This is a genomic window from Actinomadura sp. BRA 177, assembly GCF_013372625.1.
In the GTDB taxonomy this organism is placed as follows: Bacteria; Actinomycetota; Actinomycetes; order Streptosporangiales; family Streptosporangiaceae; genus Spirillospora.
The window spans coordinates 1-480 of record NZ_JABXFD010000026.1; the positions used below are offsets into that span (position 1 = coordinate 1).

Consider the following 480-nt stretch of genomic DNA (forward strand, 5'->3'; position numbering starts at 1 on the left):
CGCACACGTCCCGAGCGCGGGCACATGTGGGTCGGGCGCCGGGCCTTCCCCCTCCGCCCGGGGCGGGGGCGGTAGAGGTCCCGCAACCTGTTCGTCGTCCTATGCCGGGACGGCGCGCGGTTGGGCTCGATGAGCCTGTTCGACAACATCGCCTGCCCGCTGCGCGAGCACAACAAGAAGTCCGAGTCCGAGGTCAAGCGCATCGTCCTCGAGAAGATGGAGATGGTCGGCCTGCTCGGCGCCGAGCAGGCCGACCATCTCCATCTTCTCGAGGACGATGCGCTTGACCTCGGACTCGGACTTCTTGTTGTGCTCGCGCAGCGGGCAGGCGATGTTGTCGAACAGGCTCATCGAGCCCAACCGCGCGCCGTCCCGGCATAGGACGACGAACAGGTTGCGGGACCTCTACCGCCCCCGCCCCGGGCGGAGGGGGAAGGCCCGGCGCCCGACCCACATGTGCCCGCGCTCGGGACGTGTGCG

The 480-nt window shown here is 69.6% G+C and carries 1 protein-coding gene; it reads left to right on the plus strand.

Features of this window, described 5'->3' with window-relative positions:
• Positions 1-129: 129 nt before the first annotated feature.
• On the plus strand, positions 130-381 hold the full coding sequence (locus tag HUX53_RS42875) for a hypothetical protein (RefSeq protein ID WP_217918933.1): 252 nt from the start codon (positions 130-132) through the stop codon (positions 379-381).
• The last annotated feature ends 99 nt before the right edge of the window (positions 382-480 follow it).